Below are 16,201 nucleotides of genomic sequence, written 5' to 3' on the forward strand. Positions count from 1 at the left end.
GATCTGTTGGTGTGGGATCTGTTGGTGTGGGATCTGTTGGTGTGGGATCTGTTGGTGTGGGATCTGTTGGCGTGGGGTCTGTTGGCGTGGGGTCTGTTGGTGTGGGATCTGTTGGCGTGGGGTCTGTTGGGGTAGAAACGACGTTGATTCCTATCTGTATGGGTGTTGAAGAGGAAACAACATCGTTTGCACTAATGGTAAAGGCGTTGAATGAACCATTAGTATCTGTTGGGGGCGTGTAAACCAAAGTATCGCCGCTAGATAAGGTAGTAACACCAGGGACAACAGCAACACCATTAACAGTGAGGCTACCTGTATTTAGCGTATCAATTTGGATGGATGTGATGTCGTTATTGGCATCAGTAACTATTGCAGCCAGAGTATCGAAGCCAAAAGTTACTTGCTGATTAGTTTGGGTATCTGGTAGCGATGAGATTGCCGTTAGTGTAGGAGGAGAGTTGACGGAATTGATGGTGATACCGCTAGGAGTGCCACTAGCAGCCCCGCCATTTGGTAAGACGGGCGAACTCAAGCTACCCGCAGAGATGATTGAAGTGTCACCCGCATTGAGTGCGCCTGCTACGCCATTAACACTGGCATCACCGACAATAAATGGCACATTGTTGGGCCCACCATCATGTTGAATTGTAATAGTACCGCCTACAGGTGGTGCAAAGCTAACATTTGGCTCACCAAGAATAATTCCACTAGTAGCGATCGCATCACCGTCAATTGTTGTCCCTGTTCCTTGAATTAGTCCGTTTGTCAACACCTGCACAGCACCGCCTTGAATCGTGCTGCCAAATTCGCCAATTGCCTGAGTGCTGATAGTGCTAAAACTAATTGTGCTGCCAAAAGGATTGCTAGTTTGTAAGGTAACTGCACCACCTGTAGCAGTTGCACCCGAACCGAAATTTGTGGCGATCGCATCACTATTAATAGTAGTAGTAGTAATGTTATTTCCGGCAGTTAAGTTAACTGCACCACCTGTAGCAGTTGCAGACCCATCTGCGTTGGTAGCGATCGCTGAGGTGTTAATGGCATCATTAACCGTGATATTATTCGCAGCATTTAAGTTAACTGTACCAGATGTACCTGTAAAGCTACCTCCTCCATCTTTACTTACAGAAGAGTTAATTGCCCCTGTAGTGATGCTACCTGCTGTAGTTGTCAGTTGAACATTGCCACCTGTACCGGAGTCAATAAAGCCTTCACTAAAAGAGGAATTAATTGCTTGGGTTAGGATATCACCTGTGGCATTTAAAGTGACCGAGCCACCAGTCGCACTAGTGAAAAACGGCTCAGTAATACTGGTGTCTAGAGAGCCTAAAGTAATTGCACCTCCAGTAGTAGTAACACCGATACTACCTGTTCCATAGCCGTTACCACTGGCAATAATGTTACCTGCACTAATGTTGCCAGTTGCAGACAAATTCACATTGCCGCTGGTACTAAAACTACCAACTGTATTGAGATTTCCCAGAGATAAGCTGGCTCCTGAAATGGTAATGGCTCCTCCGGTAGTATTGATTGTATCGGTGATAGTAGCAAAAATTACAGAGCCACTAGTTGATGTCAGGCTGAAACCACCGCTACTGCCTAAGCTTAATGTAGCTACTCCAGGGGTAGTTACTCCAGGTGTAGACCCAGTAATGGAATCTATGGTAATGTTTCCTGTCGCTTGTAAGTCGATATTCGCACCGAACCCTAAGCTAGCAAGTGCCCCCCAAGAAACGGTGTTAGCCCCACTATCTGCTAGGTCAAAAGGAATACTGCCTGCCGTACTATCAAAAGTACCTGACCCTGATGGAGCATCAATAATAGTCAATGTGCTGGGGTCGAGTAATAAACTCCCTAATTTACCATTGGCTGCTGAAGTATCTACTTGACCATTGAAGGTTAAGAAATTTTTGCCCGATACTTCTACAAAACCACCATCGCCAATATTTACCCCTCCACGGGCAGTAATTTTTCCTAAAAATTGAGTTGTATCGTTACCCCAAACAATAACGCGTCCCCCATTTCCATTTAGGTTGCTGTCAGCGTTAATTACCGAATTGGAGTCAACATAAGTTTGAGCCGCATTGGGCACAGTTCCCTGACCTTTGTAATCACCTCCAATCAGCACAGTACCGCCACCATTCGTCCCAGAGGCGTTAATATTAGCGCCAATTACGCCCACTTTTTTACCCAAAGCATTCACAGTACCGCCTGTTGGGCCGGATACATCTACTTTGCCGGACACAATGGTTGTACCTGGAGTAATAGGAACATTGGTGTTGGAACCGGGAACTTTCACACTACCATCAGGGTTTGCGCTTAACCCAGTGTTACCTACTGTCAACAGTTCGGGTAAAGAGACAATGGGAATTGTCGAATTGTTTGGTTGATTACTATTAGCAGCTAGGGGCTGAATTTCCAGACTCAACAAATTTCCTGGCTGACTCAGACGTACCCAACTTTGCCCTGGTACAGATGTAATCAGGATTTGTCCTGCTGGTGCTGAGAGTTGCCCAGTATTTACGACTGTCCCGCCCAAAAGGTTCAAACTCTGCCCCGCACCCACGCCCAAATTGCCAGCATTCAAAATTGCCCCTGGCTGAGTCATGGTAAATGCAAATCCAGTGGGATTACCTGCTAAAACTGTATAGTCATTAGCACCAATGGCATTAAACCAACTGTTACCAAAGCCAACACCGTTAGCTGTTGTTGCCGTAAAAGCGCCAGGAACATTTAAACTGGCATTAGATCCAAAAACAAATCCTGCCGGATTCATCAAGAAGAGGTTAGGACTGCCCCCTGTTACTTGAATTAAGCCATTAATTACTGAAGCATTGCCACCTGTAATCCGTCCGAGAATATTTTGCAAGTTGGGATTGGCTTGAAAATTGGCGATTTGTTCTGGTGTTACCCCAAACTGTTGAAAGCTGTGGAAGAGGTTAGCACCATCGCCAGAAGTTGTACCACCAGTAATATCGAGCCTGTTGCCATTGGGAGTAACTATTGTGCCTGTACCGTCAATAGCAGGTACAATTTGTTGCGCTTTGGCAATGCCAGTATAAATCGCGGCGAACAGAGGAACAATTGCTAAGGAAATATATTTAAGTGTTTGAAAATTAGGGATAAGAGGAATGTAGCCAACTTTGAGAGACTTTAAGCCTGAAAAAGCAGCCTTTGCCTGAGTAGCCGCCTCAGCAATAAAATTATGTGAAAGTTTCTTATGCCGCAATCGGAAACGTCCTGCGGGTAATTCCACATCGATTTGATACTGGTCAGCGAGTCCCCGCCGTTTTAGTGCTTGAGCAATAACTTGTTGGGAACACAAAACAACTTCTAAACTGCGCTCTTGAGTTACACTAGCTGAATGTTTGCGGTAATAGTAGAGTGGTTTCTTGACGTGTCCTACCTGAGCAACTTCTGATAGTCGCAAACATAAATCGTAGTCTTCAGCATAAGACGGCGAACCATCAAATCCATTCACTCGGTCGTAAGCTGAACGGCGAATGAGGCGGAATTGGAAAGTCATAAAATCCACTAGCAGCCGTTCTGGGGAGTAGGGAATGCGACAACGATTACCATAGCCGAGAACCTTGCTGTTTTCGTCGATATCTAGGTAGTCAGTGTAAACAAATCCCATTTCTTGGTAAAGGTTGAGTTTGGCAGCGGTTTCTGCCAAAGCTGTAGGGGCTAGTAGGTCATCGCTATCTATCCAACCGATGTAAATTCCAGTAGTTTGGGCGATCGCTGCTTGTCGCGCTAAAGTAATTCCTTGATGGGGCGCTGTTACTACGCGGATTCTCGCATCTTTATGGGTATATTCCTTGGCGATCGCCACAGATGCATCTGTAGAGCCATCATCCCAAATTAGTAGCTCAAAGTCTTGCCATGTCTGTTGTAGGACACTCGCGATCGCTGCCCCAAGGTAACGCTCTCGATTGTAATTAATGATGACAATAGAGATCAGCGGTGACATGGAATTACTCCAGATTTGTTAATCTATTACCAGCATACAATGCTAGCGGATATCACTGAGACGCAATTGGTTTAAATGTATTAAATGTATATGTTTTTTTGATTATTAATGTTAATCTCAAAAATATAATATTCAAATTTATATATTCATGTAGCCAAAGCATACTCAGGAGTCGAAAAGGCTAAATCCTTAAATAAGGCATCTCAATACATTCAAAATGAGAAAAGATATAAAAATTAATTTGAAGCCTGAAGCCCAGACTCAGCAAAGATTCATCTGTTTATTTCATCTATTGTTAGATAATTTGCAAAGTTATAACAATCTCAGTTTCAAGTGTGGTTTGCTAATTCTGCATTTGGTCTGGATTGTACCGATGAATGGGCTGAAAGCTACAGCTAGTGATAGTCACACCCACAACTGGGAACTCACAACTGGGAACTCACAACTGGGAACTCAGCACTCAACGCCACCAGCAGTAAATCCTGAGCGGATTTACGTCCGCAAAATTCAAGTTATAGATAGCACAGTCTTTAGTGAAAATGAATTGAATGCAGCTGTGCAGCCTTTTGAAGGACGGGAATTAACTCAAGAAGAAATCGCAAAAGCAGCGGATGCTGTTACCCAGCTTTACCTAAATAAAAACTACATTAATTCTAGGGCGATTCCTGTAGCTCGGCAGCTTGGTAGTACCGATGGTGTTGCCATTATTCGCGTCATCGAAGGGCGACTAGCAGAAATTGAAATTCAAGGAACAAAGCGTTTAAATCCTTCCTATATTCGTAGTCGCATCGAATTGGGCGCTGGTATTCCTTTGAATACAATTAAGCTTGAAGAGCAATTGAGGTTATTAAGACTTGATCCGCTTTTCAACAATATAGAAGCCAGCCTCCGCCCAACGGGTAAGGTTGGGCAAAGTATTCTGATTGTCAGAGTTGATGAAGCAAACCCTTTCACCAGCAGCTTGAGTATAGATAACTATTCTCCACCTAGTATTGGAGCTGAAAGATTTGGTATTCAACTGAGCCATCGCAACTTAACGGGTAATGGAGATGAACTAGCAGGTTCTTATTACCGCACACTTACAGGTGGTTCTAATGTCTTTGATTTTAGCTATCAAATTCCCGTAAACGCCATGAACGGGAAGGTACGCTTGAGAGTCGCACCCAATCGTAACGAAATTACTGAGCCACCGTTTGATCAGTTGGGTATACGGGCTGATCAAGATGTTTATGAAATTAGTTATCGTCAGCCGTTAGTGCGATCGCCTAGAGAAGAATTTGCCTTATCCTTAGGGTTTACTTATGAGGATGGTCAAACTTTTCTTTTTGATCGACTCCCAACTCCTTTTGGTATTGGCCCCGATCCCAATGGAGTTAGCCGCACCAGTGTATTAAAATTTAGCCAAGACTATGTGAGACGCGATCCTCAAGGAGCCTGGTTTCTACTATCGCAATTTAGGTTAGGTACTGGCTTATTCGATGCCACTATCAATAATGATCCAATTCCTGATGGTCGTTTTTTCAGTTGGCTAGGTCAGATACAGCGCGTACAGCAACTTAATGATAATCACCTGTTGCTGATTCAAGCAGACTTGCAACTAACACCAGACAGCTTATTACCTTCCCAGCAATTTGTGATTGGGGGTGGACAGTCTGTAAGGGGATATCGCCAAAATATTCGCTCTGGGGATAATGGATTTCGTTTGGCGATTGAAGATCGGATCACAGTAGAACGTAATGAAGCTGGATTACCTACAATTCAATTCGCGCCGTTTATCGATTTGGGAACCGTTTGGAATCAATCCGATAATCCTAATAAGCTACCCAATCAAACATTTCTAGCTAGTGCAGGCTTAGGATTATTGTGGAATCAAGCTTTCGGATTTGATCGTCTCACTTTGCGGCTCGATTATGGAGTGCCATTTGTCAATTTAGCAGATCGAGGCAATAATGCCCAAGATGAAGGCTTTTACTTTAGTGTGCGCTATCAACCTTAACTTTTAAGAGACAAGCGATCGCTACTTTCTAGAGTATTACAACACAGGGTTAACAATTCAAAATTCAAAATCAGAAAATTCGGTATTACTAATACTAATTCGTAATTCGTAATTATATCTTCAATTACGAATTACGAATTACAAATTAACAATTACGTACCAGCTTACAAAAGATGCTGGTTATTTTCATCACGATGTTTTTTGAGATACTGCATAAATGGCGTGCCACCCGTGCCAATCTCAGTGTCGTTGTTGGACTTGGCTGTCTGCTGGTTAATGTAGCGGGCAGCAAATTTTAGATGCTGAGTACGGAATTGTTCTATTAGTGACACACAGTCATTATATAAGTCCTTGAGTTTCGGTACTCTATCCATGCGGTTTTTGATAAAATCGCGCAGTGTTGAACGTTTTTCCACTTCTTCTACAAAAGCGCGGTGTTTAGGTGGCATATAACCCCGCATTTCTATTAAGTATTCCCACAAGGGATCGCCTTCGTGGGCGATGTTAAATAAAGCATCCATAATAGGTACAATCGTACTCTGTGCGCCTGTCGAACCGCGAAACTGCTGGGGTTCTTCGCCATAAGCTTCTACACCTTCATATATAAGCCCTTCTGGCAATGCAGGGTTGTTTTTCCAGGCGTAAAGGTAGGGACGGACTCGATTGTAGTAAATATAGGGATCGCAGGCTTCTGGCATCCGGCTCATGGTGGCGTTGATGTTTATCCATGCCTGCTTGATGTCTTCTAAAGCAGCAATTACCATATCGGTGTCGCCTTGAGCAATCCCCTGCAAAATATTGGGAATCGCCGCTAGTGCAGGTGCAGCTTTGGCTTCGATTTCGATGTGAATGAGGATAAACCAATCTTCATCCAAACCACCGGAAAAGTTTTGCCACACCATAATGTTGCCAATTTCCATAGGTTCAGTTTCGTGAATTCTTACCCAGTTATCCAAGGTATAGGAGGCATAAGACAACACAGGAGGTCTGCCCAGTCTTTGAGAAATCTGGTAAAAAGGTATGGCAATGTTGTGTGGTAGCACTTTAGGAGTTGTTGCTTCGCCCCAAACATAGGCATGAGTCAGGTAGGAATATATCTGCATTGCCCGACGCAACTGCATCTGGTCTAATGTTTCTCGCTCTACGTCGACTTTGAGCAGGTTCTTAATCACCTGGCGAATCTTTCCGGTAGCTACCCACTTGGGTAGTAAGGCAACAGTCTTTTGTACTTGCCAAAATATATCTGGCAATTTAGCCTCAGCAGGAGAATAAATCGGTAAGAAACCACATTGTTGGCTCACATCGTAATCCTCAAGCCGGAGAGGATTCACAATTCCTTCTTTGAGTGTGATGGTTGTCATAATTCTTTGCCTCAGACAAATTTGTAATACCAATTCAAATAAGAATCTGACAGATTTAAATATGGAAACTGATATTAAAATCTGGCTTTATTAATTTTGAATTTTGCGAAAAGTTGCCAGGAGGGTTTCCAACGCCAGTCGCGCATGGGGGAAACCCCCAAGACTGCGCTGGCTCCTCCGTAGCAAACTTTTCAAGACGAATTTTGAATTGGTATAAGTTGGTGTATAAAAGCCTGATAATGTTCGCGCAACACGCGACGCATCACTTTGTTGGATGCGGTACGTGGCAAAGTATCAATAGTTACTAAATCTTGAATTTTGAACAAGGGATTGAGACGCTGCCGGATTGCTGTTTGTAAGGAATTTTTGAGTGCTTCTTTGTCCTGCTGTACATCAGTGTCCAGCACAGCGTAAATTACTAACTGGCTTGGCCCACCTTCAGCAGGAGAACAGGCGATCGCGGCTGTTTCGCAAATTCCCTCTACAGTATTAAGAATCTGCTCAATTTCCACTGAGCTAACTTTAATACCGCCTAAATTCATTGTGTCGTCAACACGACCTTGGGCACAGTAGTAGCCATTAGGTAATAGCTCGATTTGGTCACCGTGACGGCGGAGGGAAGTGCGGGGGGTATCAGCGAAGTAGACTTGATGATGGTTCTTGTTCAGTAATTCTGTTGAAAGTCCAATAGAAGGGGGAATAATAAATACTTCGCCTTTGTCGGCAGGATGACCTTCTTCGTCAAGAATTACAAAGTCTAAACCTAAAGTTGGTGTACTAAAGGTTGAAGGTGCAGAAGGTTGTACCAGCGTATTAGTGATATATGCCCCGCCAATTTCCGTACCACCGCAGTATTCCATAATTGGTCTGTAGCCAGCTTTGGACATCAAAAAGAGCATATCTTGCGGGTTGGAACACTCACCCGTGGAACTGAATGCTTTGATACTGCTCCAGTCAAGTCCTTGCATACACGAGGTAGTTTTCCAAATGCTGACTAAACTGGGGACTACACCCAGCATAGTGACATGGGCATCTTGAATAAACTCACCAAACCCCCGTTCTGTAGGTGTGCCGTAGTAAAGCGCAATGGTCGCTCGATTAATTAAACTCGCATAGATTAGCCACGGCCCCATCATCCACCCCAAATTAGTCGGCCAGGCTACCACATCACCAGGGTGGATATCTTGGTGTAAATGCCCATCTGTAGCACATTTGATAGGGGTAGTTTGCGTCCAGGGAATTGCTTTCGGTTCTCCCGTAGTACCTGAAGAGAACAGGATGTTAGTGTACGCCGCAGGATGGGCAAAGAAAGCATCGAATTGCTCATTGTTACTGAGAAATTCTTTCCAAGTTAAATCACTAGAACGCAGTTCCAAAGACGGCCCCAGCACGATCGCTCTCGGTGCGTTGGCGTCAACCACTTTGCTATAAAGGGGTAACTGCTTGCCGGAACGCCAAATATAGTCTTGAGTAAAGATAGCTTTAGCCTCAGACAGGTGCAACCGCATCGCAATTTCAGCAGCAGCAAAACTATCGGCAATGGAAACGACCACGCAGCCAGCTTTCACAATACCTAAATAAATTGCCACCGATTCAGCAGTCATCGGCATAGCGATCGCGATCGCATCCCCAGGAACAAAGCCAGCGTTTACCAATCCATTAGCAACTCGGTTGGTTAAAGCCTGGAGTTCTCCATAAGTTAAGGTAGTCAGGGAACCGCCTTCTTCCTGAAAAATAATGGCGATCGCATCTGCATCTGCCAAAAAACAACTTTCAGCAATGTTAAGACGAGCATCTACTAACCATTGGGGAGACTCCACACCCTGCGATAAGTCAACAATTTCGCTATATGGCTTTTGCAGGCGGATACCTAATCGTTGAATCATTATCTCCCAAAACTCACCACGATGCTCAACTGACCAAGCGTGTAGTTCTGCGTAAGAATCAAGCTTTAGCTGTTTCATCAACGCCGCGATGTTGGTTGCCTGTATTTGTTCATCGGAAGGAAACCAAGCTGGAGGAGGCCCTTGGCTGGTGTGCCAGTCTGCAAATGTGGTTTGATAAAGTAGTTCGTGGAAGTGAAAAGGTTGGTCAGGTTTAAGAATGTGGCGGGTGAGATATTGCCAGCACTCTGAGGCAGACAGGCAAGAAAGCCACCGATTGATTTGTGGTAACATCGCGGCAGCCGTTTCTTTTGCTATGCCGCAAGCGATAATTTGTTCTAGCGATAACTGCTTTGTCATCGCTTTTTACCTCTTATAAGAATTTTGGATTTTAGTCTCACGCAGAGGCGCACAGAGAAGTTGCGGTGCGGGGGTTCCCCTTGCCCTTGCAAACTTCGGTGGACGCAGAGAGGATAAGGAGAATTGACTTTGAAAATACTCTGCGTTACTTTGCGCTTACTTTGCGTCCCTCTGCGTTGAAAAAAAACTATGAACTTATGCCAAGTGATACTAAATAATAACTCTGTTTACTCTGTCTTCGTTAAGACCATTCCAAAAGACGGCGATCGCATCTAAAATTTCTCGCCCTCCTTGGATAAATTTGGTTCGGTCAAAATTTGCCTGAAAATAGACTTCCTCCAGTTCTTCTAAAGTATGTCCGGCGTGTTGCCCTTCAACGCGGTTGTGCCAAGTGAAAAATGCTAAATGTAGCTGCGGATGTCGTGTATTTTTAATCCGCGTCAGTCCGTCTTCCAATTCTTGCCAAAAGCCTGCTGCTGCCCAATTTTCAACTGCAAAGCTAGCACCCTCAGCTATTTGGGGGTCATCGCTACCATAGAGGCGTTGCAATTCGTCGCAAAAGTGCAAGGTGCTGGGGCGGCCGTGCTTGCGCTTACCCAGTTCTTCGTAGTGTAGCCCTAACCCTTCAGCTACACCTAGCAGCCATTCAAAATGAGCAGCGCGAAAACGGCAGATACCACCGTCTACAGTGCCTTCTGTACTTACTAGTTCCGGGTCGCCTTCTCGGTCTTTATCTTCTTCAGTTTGAGCTAAATGAGTGCCTGCATTCTTTCCAGGCTGACGATAAATTACGCCTAACTCGTTCAACAAAATCTCTCGACTAGCCCGCGATTGTTGCAGGGTAGGAGAGTTGATCGCTTTTAGTAAAGCTGCAATTAAGAATTGGTTAGAGAAAACCGAGAATTGTTTGATGAAGTGGCGCAATTCTTCATCTGTTGCCGTACCATTGCTAAACCACCGAGTATAAGTGTTATTAGTGATGATGCGGTGCTGCAAAAATTCACGTTCTACTTCAGCCAGGAAGTCGCGGAAGTTATCTACTTGAGCTTGAGTTAACTCGCCTCGCTGCAAGCGTTCTTCAATCCGCGAGGAAATAGTTAAATTGTTTGGTGCTGCAAGAACTTGAGTCATAAAACACCTCGTTTGAGAAACTCACGGCTTAAAGCCGTGTACAGGTTCTCCTATATGTGAAATCCAACTGTAGGAATAGGCTTTGTCCTCCAACGCCAAGGCATACTTCGTTAATTTCAACGGACGGAATGTATCAATCATAACTGCGAGTTCATTCGTCCGTTCTTTACCAATTGACCCCTCGTACATTCCTGGGTGGGGGCCGTGGGGAATGCCGCTAGGATGAACGGTAATTGATGCCCGATCAATTCCTTTACGAGACATGAAGTTGCCTTCTACGTAGTAGATGACCTCATCTGAATCAACGTTGGAATGGTTGTAGGGAGCCGGAATTGCTTGGGGATGATAATCGAAAAGGCGCGGTACAAAAGAACACACAACAAATCCTGGGGCTTCAAAGGTTTGATGTACAGGCGGTGGCTGATGCAGTCGCCCTGTAATTGGCTCAAAGTCTTCGATGTTAAAGGCAAAGGGCCACAGGTGTCCATCCCAGCCAACCACATCTAAAGGATGATGGCGGTAAAGGTAACTGGTAATTTGGTCTTGCGCTTTGACTCGTACCTCAAATTCCCCTTCTTCGTCATAAGTAACTAACTCATCAGGTGGGCGAATGTCACGTTCGCAGTAGGGAGAATGTTCTAAAAATTGACCGTAACGATTGAGATAACGAGCTGGTGGCTCAATATGTCCGTGGGCTTCGATCGCGAGCATCCGTTGCTCAATTCCAGCGTCGGGAATGATGCGCCACAGCACTCCTGTGGGAATCACCAAGTAATCCCCGGCTTTGTAACGCAGGATGCCGTATTGACTTTCCAAAACACCGCTACCATCATGGATGAAAATTATTTCATCACCATGAGCAAACCGATACCAATACCGCATCGGTTGGGTGGGACGAGCAACGGAAATACAGATATCTGCATTAGCCATCAGAGGAACACGAGATGCGATCGCATCCCCACTCAACCCTACTGTCGCTGTCCGTAAGTGGCGGTGCAGCAACGCACCAGTTTCTTCATAGGGAATTTCTACCTTTTGTTCTACTAAAATTTTCTGAATCTGAGTAGGTGGGCGCAGATGGTAAAGCAAGGATTGCACACCTGAGAAGCCGTGAATGCTAATCAATTCTTCGTGATACAAAGAACCGTTGGGCTGGCGAAATTGAGTATGTCGCTTGTGTGGAATTTTGCCCAACTTATAGTAGTAAGTCATATCGCTTCGCCCCTAGACGCTTACGAGATTTCCCCGCCGTGCTTGTTCGCGTTCAATGGCTTCAAACAAGGCTTTGAAGTTTCCTTCACCAAAACCACGCGCCCCGTGTCTTTCAATCACCTCAAAAAACAGTGTTGGTCTATCTTGTACAGGTTGGGTGAAAATTTGCAGCAAATACCCGTCTTGATCCCTATCTACTAAAATTCCCAACTCTGCCAACTTATCTATCGGTTCGTCAATTTTCCCTACTCGTTCTTCTAAATTTTCGTAATAGCTTGGTGGAGTAACTAAAAAATCTACACCTGTTGCTTTCATGCGGGTAACTGTCTCAATAATATTGTCAGTTGCCAACGCCACGTGTTGAACTCCAGGCCCATAATTATATTCCAGGTACTCTTCTATTTGGGATTTGCGTTTGCCACTAGCAGGTTCGTTAATTGGCAATTTTATTTTGCCTGCACCATCCTGCATCACCTTGGACATTAAGGCAGAGTATTCTGTAGCAATGGTTTTATCGTCAAAATGTACTAAAAGATTAAAGCCCATTGTGTCGGCAAAAAACTGCACCCAGCGTTCCATTGCACCTAATTCGACGTTGCCAACTATGTGATCAATGGCATTCAGTCCCACTCCTTTGCTGTTGAGGTGCGCCCTATTTTGAGCCTCGAAACCAGGAGCAAACACACCTGCGTAATCGCTGCGATCGATAAACTTAATCAGAGTGTCACCATAGCCACGAATGGCAGAATAACGAAATTTCCCATAGGCGTCTTCTTGTTCGGTGGGAGCAATAATTCCTATAGCACCTCGGTCGGTTGTTTGTTTGTAAGCGCTAATAGCATCCGGTACTTCTAGGGCGATGATGGCTATACCGTCGCCGTGTTTCAGTACACTTTGAGAAATGGAATGATCCGGACTCAGCCCTGTACTTAAAACAAAGTTGATATTTCCTTGTTGCATCACATAAGATGCTATGTCGCGGTAGCTCGTTTCTAATCCTCGATAAGCTGTGTTAGTAAATCCAAAACACTTCGCATAAAACAACGCTGCTTGCTTGGCGTTCCCAACATAAAATTCGAGGTGGTCAATGCGTTTAATTGGGCAAAAATCGCTCATCATATAATGCTCCTGTTAAAAAGCTTCTTTAACTGCTGAACTTCCTGCCGATTGAACAGCAGTTTCAAAAAGCTTAAATGCAGACAGTTTCAGGTCTTTCATCCCTTAACCAAACATGGTCTGGAATTAACGCCTTTTCTTTTACACTGCCTGTACTAACAATATAGGCACAGCCCCCTAAAGAAGGAGATTGATATAGATAAACATCTCCCCTTTGGCAGGTTTATCTGATGCCTTAAAAAAAATCTATCTTTCGTTGCTGAATTTGAAGTTTAGATTATTAACTTCAGTCTCCTATTTAGATTATAAATTTTACTTACAAGCATATACAAGTGTAAAATATTAACTTTTAAAATAAATTTAGAATGTAGTTTTAACTACCCTATCTGGGGATACTCTTAAAAATAACAACAAGTAACAACAAGAAATCTCATTTCCTTCAACGTATAGGAGGAAAGTTGCCTTGTGGCTATAAAGAGTAATGGGTGAGGATTCCCACTCATTACTCATTACGCAGCACTGATGAAAGACTCAGCACTAAAAGTAGGACTGGAGAATGTGAAGGTGAAGCCAACACTAAAAAACTTTGAACAACTCCAACAATTGGATGACATAGACCGACAACTGTTGTGTCTGTTGCAAGTGAACAGCCGCATAACTTTTGCCGAATTAGCCCGTCAAGTTAATCTCTCAACGCCTGGGTTGCAAAAGAGATTGAGAAAGCTGGAAGAAAAAGGTGTGATTGACCGCTATGTAACTTTGGTGAATCGAGAGGCGCTAGGTTTAGATTTGCTATGTTTTGCCCAGGTTACCTTGGCAAATCATCAGCCTGAATGTGTTGGAATGTTTTGCGATCGCGTCAAGGAGCTACCAGAAGTTTTAGAATGTCACCATCTCAGCGGCGAATTCGACTATTTACTGAAAATGGTTGTCCCTAATCATCAGCACTTGGCAAAGTTACTGTCAGAGAAAATTACCCGCATTCCTGGCATAGATAGAATCCAAACCAATATTGTTCTTAATGAAATCAAAGCTTCAACCTCGCTACCATTGGATTAAATACAGCAGGTGAAATCCGATGCTTGCATCACTAGAGGCGCTTCTTTCATCAGTTGTGGACTACGCTGGACTGTTTCCGCCAGCAAAGTTGGAATTACCACAAGCAATGGCAAATTATGCAGAATACCAAGCAACTCCTTATGCTTGGATGTTAGGTCGCTTTGTTTTGCCAGTTTCCCGGTTGCAGGAGTTTGAAACACTTTTGCCTGAAAAACCAACAAAATGGTCACTTAGCATAATTATGACTGGAGATGTGAAAGAAGCGATTGCACAGCTACAGTCATTTAACAACGAGAAAATTGCCATTACATCTCTAGAATTTCCTCCACTTCCACCAGCTGAAATCGAAAAAATACTTTCCTTCCTTCCTGCTGGAATAGAATCATTCTTTGAAATTCTTCTTAATAGCGACTTCAAAACTTATTTACCCGTTTTGCAACATACTGGTGCAGCCGCTAAAATCCGCACTGGCGGCGTAACAGTTGATGCTTTCCCTAGCGTTACTCAACTGTGCCAGAGTATCTTCGCTTTTGCAGAAGCTCAAGTTTCCTTTAAAGCAACCGCAGGATTGCATCATCCATTATTAGGCAAACATCCTTTAACAAGTGAGCCAAACAGCGTTGTAACCGTTATGCACGGCTTTTTAAATGTTACAGTCTTGGCAGCACTTGTTTATCAGCAAAAAATAACGCCAGAGTTAGCCTTAGAATTACTCCAAGAATCATCCAGCAATAATTTTCACTTCACAACCGATGGCATTTCTTGGAAAGATTACCAACTAAATATTGCAGAGATAGAAAAAACTAGGCAACATTTCTTCCGTTCCTTTGGTTCCTGTTCATTTCAAGAACCCATAGATGATTTGAAGGAACTTAAATTGGTGCATTAATATAACAAGGCAGTGCGATGACTTTTGGCACTGCGCGGGAGCGCGATCGCCTGGCGCGCGGATGAGATATGTATAAAGTTGTCGGCGATCGCCTTTTATTCGCTAAACCTTATTGATTTAAAACCAAGTCCTTCTAACGAAATCTATCTAATAATTCTTGCCGCGATAGTTGCAATAATAAAGGAGTAAATTCCTCTGGAGTTAATGCCAATAAAGGTTCAATAATTACGCTTAATTCCGCATCTAAAGAACCAAACCGAACTCGCAACAAATTCTCTATAACATTACGACGTTCTGCTTTGATTCCTTCCTGAATACCTGTTTGAAGTCCTGTTTGAAGTCCTGTTTGAAGTCCTGTTTGAAGTCCTGTTTGAAGTCCTTCTTGTTTAGCTTCTGCTAATTTTTGCTCGTAAATAGGTGATAAGCGCATAATTAAATCTCTATCCTCCTGGTCTATATTTTGATTGACTTCCAAAGTAGTCTTTAAACTTAATAGTAAATCAATTACTTTAGAACGCAAAGGATTATCTTGGGGTATTTCTTCTAATTCATCTATAGCTTGTTGCTGGACTCTGCCCTTACCTAAAATTCTCAACCATAATGTTTCTTCCGTACAAGGTAATTGGTGAATTGCCACAATTGCTGTTCTCAAATAATCTCCTAATAAATGTACTCCTACTCCCCATCTCTCTTCGTCTATGCTGGTTCTAAAACCATTTAAGATAGATTCTGAAGCTGTAGGTGTAAAAATCCACAAACGTGGTAACTCTGATTCTATAATTCTATTTTTATCACCTTTTGCCTGACGCTTAAAATCGGCAAATATATCAAATAACTTGTTCATACAACTGCGAATCTCCGCAACTGTAGCCGCATTTCTAAATGGTTCAATTAATGCAGGTTCAGCCACAAATTTTCCTAACAGTCCTAATTCTATTCTGTTGGTTGTTGATTGGGGCGAAGGTGCAAAATAAACATCGATCTCTCGTATTTCTGCTGAAACTTTTCGATTTGTTTCCACTTCACCCAATGGTTGTAACAATTCTTGAAGATAATCTTTTGCAAACTGGTCGTAGGGAAACCTGGTCATGAGCTAATTTTTTGGTTGTACCAATATTTTACATACAGCGGATTTCTGCTATGAGTGCGATCGCCACTTGCTCTAAAATATTCATAACAATCGCATTGTCACCCGATACAATCGAATTGTTTCCCAATACA

General features: G+C 43.5%; 10 protein-coding genes. 3 read left to right on the plus strand and 7 right to left on the minus strand.

The features are described from left to right. Nucleotides 1-3,973 (minus strand): two-partner secretion domain-containing protein (locus AC5JL8_RS05155; protein WP_495878702.1); only part of this gene is annotated, 3,973 nt, incomplete at its 3' end. Between the two features lie 217 nt (nucleotides 3,974-4,190). On the opposite strand from AC5JL8_RS05155, the gene AC5JL8_RS05160 reads away from it, so the two are divergent. Then, complete coding sequence (locus tag AC5JL8_RS05160; protein WP_495878703.1) at nucleotides 4,191-5,969, plus strand: ShlB/FhaC/HecB family hemolysin secretion/activation protein; 1,779 nt, start codon at nucleotides 4,191-4,193, stop codon at nucleotides 5,967-5,969. Between the two features lie 164 nt (nucleotides 5,970-6,133). On the opposite strand, the gene AC5JL8_RS05165 is transcribed toward AC5JL8_RS05160, so the two are convergent. The 5 genes from AC5JL8_RS05165 to hppD all read right to left on the minus strand — a co-directional run bounded on the left by AC5JL8_RS05165 (nucleotide 6,134) and on the right by hppD (nucleotide 13,032). Continuing rightward, nucleotides 6,134-7,330 (minus strand): PrnB family protein, encoded by a 1,197-nt coding sequence (locus tag AC5JL8_RS05165; RefSeq protein ID WP_495878704.1) that lies wholly within the window; start codon nucleotides 7,328-7,330, stop codon nucleotides 6,134-6,136. Between the two features lie 191 nt (nucleotides 7,331-7,521). Continuing rightward, nucleotides 7,522-9,573 (minus strand): AMP-binding protein, encoded by a 2,052-nt coding sequence (locus AC5JL8_RS05170; protein ID WP_495878705.1) that lies wholly within the window; start codon nucleotides 9,571-9,573, stop codon nucleotides 7,522-7,524. Between the two features lie 210 nt (nucleotides 9,574-9,783). Continuing rightward, the gene (locus AC5JL8_RS05175) at nucleotides 9,784-10,704 is read right to left on the minus strand and encodes a hypothetical protein (RefSeq protein ID WP_495878706.1); all 921 of its coding nucleotides are present in this window, start codon (nucleotides 10,702-10,704) and stop codon (nucleotides 9,784-9,786) included. Between the two features lie 21 nt (nucleotides 10,705-10,725). Beyond that, nucleotides 10,726-11,916 carry a homogentisate 1,2-dioxygenase gene (locus AC5JL8_RS05180; protein WP_495878707.1) on the minus strand — a complete coding sequence of 397 codons (1,191 nt, stop codon included), beginning with the start codon at nucleotides 11,914-11,916 and terminating at the stop codon, nucleotides 10,726-10,728. 12 nt (nucleotides 11,917-11,928) lie between these two features. Beyond that, nucleotides 11,929-13,032: a 4-hydroxyphenylpyruvate dioxygenase gene (gene hppD / locus AC5JL8_RS05185; RefSeq protein WP_495878771.1), complete on the minus strand. Its 1,104-nt coding sequence runs from the start codon at nucleotides 13,030-13,032 to the stop codon at nucleotides 11,929-11,931. Nucleotides 13,033-13,554: 522 nt separating this feature from the next. Here hppD and AC5JL8_RS05190 point away from each other — a divergent pair. Both AC5JL8_RS05190 and AC5JL8_RS05195 read left to right on the plus strand, forming a co-directional pair. Next, nucleotides 13,555-14,091, plus strand: a complete 537-nt coding sequence (locus AC5JL8_RS05190) for an Lrp/AsnC family transcriptional regulator (RefSeq protein ID WP_495878708.1) — start codon at nucleotides 13,555-13,557, stop codon at nucleotides 14,089-14,091. A 19-nt stretch (nucleotides 14,092-14,110) separates the two neighbouring features. Further along, nucleotides 14,111-14,980, plus strand: coding sequence for a hypothetical protein (locus tag AC5JL8_RS05195; RefSeq protein WP_495878709.1), 870 nt, complete (start codon nucleotides 14,111-14,113; stop codon nucleotides 14,978-14,980). Between the two features lie 133 nt (nucleotides 14,981-15,113). Here the strand turns inward: AC5JL8_RS05195 and AC5JL8_RS05200 are convergent, their stop codons facing one another. Next, nucleotides 15,114-16,070, minus strand: a complete 957-nt coding sequence (locus tag AC5JL8_RS05200; protein ID WP_495878710.1) for an RpnC/YadD family protein — start codon at nucleotides 16,068-16,070, stop codon at nucleotides 15,114-15,116. Between the last annotated feature and the right edge of the window lie 131 nt (nucleotides 16,071-16,201).

This window comes from Mojavia sp. (genome assembly GCF_059505145.1).

What these genes read in the sequence shown, in the direction of transcription:
- AC5JL8_RS05160 (WP_495878703.1), top strand. Translation starts at nt 4,191, where the DNA reads ATGAGAAAAGATATAAAAATTAATTTGAAGCCTGAAGCCCAGACTCAG.
- AC5JL8_RS05165 (WP_495878704.1), bottom strand. Translation starts at nt 7,330, where the DNA reads ATGACAACCATCACACTCAAAGAAGGAATTGTGAATCCTCTCCGGCTT.
- AC5JL8_RS05170 (WP_495878705.1), bottom strand. Translation starts at nt 9,573, where the DNA reads ATGACAAAGCAGTTATCGCTAGAACAAATTATCGCTTGCGGCATAGCA.
- AC5JL8_RS05175 (WP_495878706.1), bottom strand. Translation starts at nt 10,704, where the DNA reads ATGACTCAAGTTCTTGCAGCACCAAACAATTTAACTATTTCCTCGCGG.
- AC5JL8_RS05180 (WP_495878707.1), bottom strand. Translation starts at nt 11,916, where the DNA reads ATGACTTACTACTATAAGTTGGGCAAAATTCCACACAAGCGACATACT.
- hppD (WP_495878771.1), bottom strand. Translation starts at nt 13,032, where the DNA reads ATGAGCGATTTTTGCCCAATTAAACGCATTGACCACCTCGAATTTTAT.
- AC5JL8_RS05190 (WP_495878708.1), top strand. Translation starts at nt 13,555, where the DNA reads ATGAAAGACTCAGCACTAAAAGTAGGACTGGAGAATGTGAAGGTGAAG.
- AC5JL8_RS05195 (WP_495878709.1), top strand. Translation starts at nt 14,111, where the DNA reads ATGCTTGCATCACTAGAGGCGCTTCTTTCATCAGTTGTGGACTACGCT.
- AC5JL8_RS05200 (WP_495878710.1), bottom strand. Translation starts at nt 16,070, where the DNA reads ATGACCAGGTTTCCCTACGACCAGTTTGCAAAAGATTATCTTCAAGAA.